We start from the raw sequence: 3,630 nt of genomic DNA, 5'->3' as shown, positions 1-3,630 counted from the left end.
CAGATCGCGCCAGTTACGCGGTTTTTCACTGCGGTTCGGTTCTGGTACGACCGGCTTGGCCGGCTCCACCCACTGGCGGTTATTGCGGGCGATACTATTTCCCAGGACATCTCCGAAGATAGATTTTCCGGTCACGAGTTGTCGTACAGAAACCCATCAAACCTAGACACCATCACGCTTTCAACGCAGCCATTGGCCTAAAACTGCACCTTCAAGGGCAATTTTTTCCAGGCGCTGTTTTTAAAGAACACGGCTAAGTCGCCTTAGCGAAGGGGGCGGATTTTGACACAAGAAACCCGCAAAGAGGCTGCGGGTTAGGGGAAACGAGCGGGGGAATTAGACTAGCGGCAAGCGGCTAAGGAGAAGGGAGGAAGCAACACCAAGACGTCATCAATCTTCCACCCAATAGTGCGATAGCGCCTCTTCCAGCGTCATCCCATGGGGTCTGACTGCCCTTAAATCTGCCAAGCGCTGCTTCGCTTCATAGTGATCTTCCAACGCCTCCAAGTGCACCAGAATCGCTTCCCGAGCATAGAACGTCTTCGTGCGTCCCGTGGTTTTCGATAACGTTTCCAGCCTGTTTTCAATGTCCGCAGGGAGTCGGATGGTCAGCACAATGGCCTCCTTTGGTTCAGTTTTTATAGGGAATAAGGGGAAGGACTACGCCAGACTGTCGGCGTCGTCGTCTTCTTCTGCCAGCGCATCCAGCAACGTCGCCGCCGCTGTCGCACGTAAGCCAGGGGGAAACGGAGCCGGGGTCTCGTCCTGACGCGTCAGCCGCGCCGGGTGCGTCGCATCGTGTATCGCCCGTAAATGCTCAATGCTCACGTGCGTATAAACCTCTGTCGTGGACAGGTTGGCATGGCCTAGCAAGGCTTGCAGCACCCGTACATCGGCACCCGCTTCCAGCATATGGGTTGCCATCGCGTGGCGTAGCAAATGGGTACTGCCGGGTTTGTTGACCCCAGCAAAGCCCATGTATTTCTTGACCTTTAGCGAGATATGCGCCGGGGTCATCGGCTCGCCGTAGTCACTCAGAAACAGCGCCGTTTCATCCACCGTCAGCAACTGCGGGCGGGATTCCATCAGGTAACGATCCAGCCAAGCCAGCGCACGCTGCCCAATCGGCACTACCCGATCTTTGCGCCCTTTGCCTTCTCGTACCATCACCAGCCGACGGTGCAGGTCCACGTCATAGCACGCCAGGTTCGACGCCTCCAGCCGTCGTAACCCCGTGCTATAGAGCAATTCCAGCAAGGCACGGTCTCGCAGCCCATACGGCGTATTGGGTTCCGCCTGCGCCAGGATCGCTTCCACCTCCTGTACCGACAGCAAGGCTCGCGGTAGCTTCTTCGACGGCTTGGGTAGGTCGATTTCGCTCGCTGGGTTGAACAACAGATAGTTTTCTCGGGCAAGCCATTTAAACCACGTCTTCAGCGGTCCCAAGCAGCCCACTTGGCTAGAATGCGTCAGCGGCTGGCCATCCGCCTTGCGGTAATAGAACAAATAGCGCTGGTAACGTTCCAGCACCGGCTTGGTCACGTCTGCCGGTTGCATCAGCCCACGCTCATCGCACCACGCTATAAAGCGGCGCAGGCTGCCGTGACGCGCCTTAATCGTGTATTCCGAGTAACCCTTGACCCGCAAGTATTCGAAGTGCGCCGCCATATAAGCCAGCATCGGGTGATGCGCCAGCGGGTCGGCCACCTGACGCCGGGGCACGACCGGCTTGGTTGGGCGGCGTTGGCGTGTCTTGAGTTTCTGACCCTTACGCGGCATAGCCTGCGCCTTCTACCGGCAACCCCGACACGTGAGCCAATGACGATACGACTACGACCGGCTCAAGGGGGTTTACATACCCCCCCACCCTTATTTTTTCATCTGCATCCAACGTTTCCGCTAAAACCACCGTAACATCTGACGATTCGCAGGAATCTTCACGCCGCGACCCCCCCGCGTTGGGGCCGTTTTGGGGCCGCGTTGACCCCGCGAACTGGGGGTCTACCCCCCGCGAACTTTCTGTCGTACCCATACCCGTCAGCGTGTCGACATCCAGTAACCCTGCCAATTGCGGGCTGTGTGCCGCCAAATCACCATCAAACAGCAATTCGTATTCGAAGCTTTGCCCTCGGCTACCGCGATGAACCAGCAGGTATTCCAGGGCGGCCAATCTATCTAGATGTAAACGGCATTGCGTATCCGATAGCCCGCTGGCGTGACGCACCTCGGCGCGGCTGAAGCGGATGTCCTGCACCCCTAATTGCGTCGTGTCGGCACGCTCGCGCACCAGCTGTTGAACGCAGGCTAAGAGCTTGCGCGTCTGCGGTGGCAATTCATCCAGGCTACGCCCCAGCACTTCATGCGCCAGCTTATTGGCCTGTGCAATGTCCTCCGGAGTCACTTCCACGTAATCAATCTGCCGATCTCCCACCACCAAGGTCTTGATTGGGCGTTGGTACTGGTGCAGCAAGGCTATCGTGTCGATCAGGGAGAGATACTTTTCATGGTCGCGCCGTGTCCGTGTGCGGTCATCCAGGAAGGTCAGCTGATCTGCAAAGGGGTTCACCACCGCCAAGGGACGTAACAAACGCTGGGCATTACGCTGCAATGCCAGCACCGCATCCTTGGTTTCCTTACCCAGGAAGCCCGCCAGCGTGCGCCGTTCCCGTTGCCGACGATGAATCGCTGCGGTTTGTTCACGACCTTCGTCTACCGAGAGCACTAAACAACGGTTCAGTAATTCTTCGTCGATATCAATCGCCGTCGTGGTCATGAACAGGCTCATTGGGCCTTCAACCCGGTATTCCTGCGTCACCAGATTGCCATTGGCATCGGAACCCGTGCTGGCCATCGTCAACTCGCCATCCGATTGCAGCAGCTTCAAGGCATAGCTGGCCCGGCTCGCGCCTTCCTCTTCCGCTATCGCCAGTATCTTGTGCTTGAGATTGGTTTCACCCATATAAAACAGGCTTTGTCCGCTCATGGCGGAATAGCGCACCGTCTCTTCCGGCGGCATAAACGCCAATACCGCATCCATCAGACTGGATTTACCCGCCGCACTCGACGATTGCACCACCACCGCCAGCGGCCTATCCAACTTGCGGCTGGTGGCGGCTAAATAGGCCGTCAGCTTGTTGGTCGCTTCGCCAACAATGCCGCATTGCTCGAAGTCCGCCAGCACCCGCCCCAGTAGGTCCGGTGCCTGTAATAGCGCCAGTGCGGCTTGCTGCTCTTCCTCACTCATGGTCGGCATCGTCGGCGCTTGTGGCGTTAAGGCTTGTTGGATAGCCTCGTCTTGCACCTGCTCCAGCTTGAGCAACACCCGCCCTAACTCGGCCTTCAGGGCCTCCGCTGACGCTCGCAGCTCGACGGCGGCCTGTTGTAGAAACAAGCTCCGCGCCCTGGCTGCATACAGGTCCAGCGTGTCAACGTGGTACTCATCGCCCTCACTGACCATCAGATTGACCTTGAGCACCCCTACCGCCAGATTCTTGGGCAAACCTCGCACCCGCCAACGTCGCCCACCTAACTGCATGACCACTTCCCGTTCGCTCACCTCGGCGCTGAGGTCGCAATGCGGCGCAGGGGGTACCGGGCTGGCCGGTAACTCGGCAACCGGTAGCGGCGTCG

3 protein-coding genes are annotated in these 3,630 nt (G+C 58.3%); all 3 read right to left on the bottom strand.

Going from position 1 to position 3,630, the window contains the following annotated elements:
- Positions 1-390: 390 nt before the first annotated feature.
- On the bottom strand, positions 391-615 hold the full coding sequence (gene relB / locus ACUHMQ_RS20355) for a type II toxin-antitoxin system RelB family antitoxin (RefSeq protein ID WP_445297276.1): 225 nt from the start codon (positions 613-615) through the stop codon (positions 391-393).
- Between the two features lie 45 nt (positions 616-660).
- Positions 661-1,779 (bottom strand): site-specific tyrosine recombinase XerC, encoded by a 1,119-nt coding sequence (xerC, locus tag ACUHMQ_RS20350; protein WP_445297275.1) that lies wholly within the window; start codon positions 1,777-1,779, stop codon positions 661-663.
- Positions 1,769-3,630 (bottom strand): MTBMA_p00010-related P-loop-containing protein (locus tag ACUHMQ_RS20345; protein ID WP_445297274.1); only part of this gene is annotated, 1,862 nt, incomplete at its 5' end. The genes ACUHMQ_RS20345 and xerC, both read right to left, overlap by 11 nt.

Source organism: Chitinimonas violaceus (genome assembly GCF_052601015.1).
The sequence above is the reverse complement of the archived record's forward strand: the minus strand, read 5'-3'. Positions and strand labels throughout refer to the sequence as shown.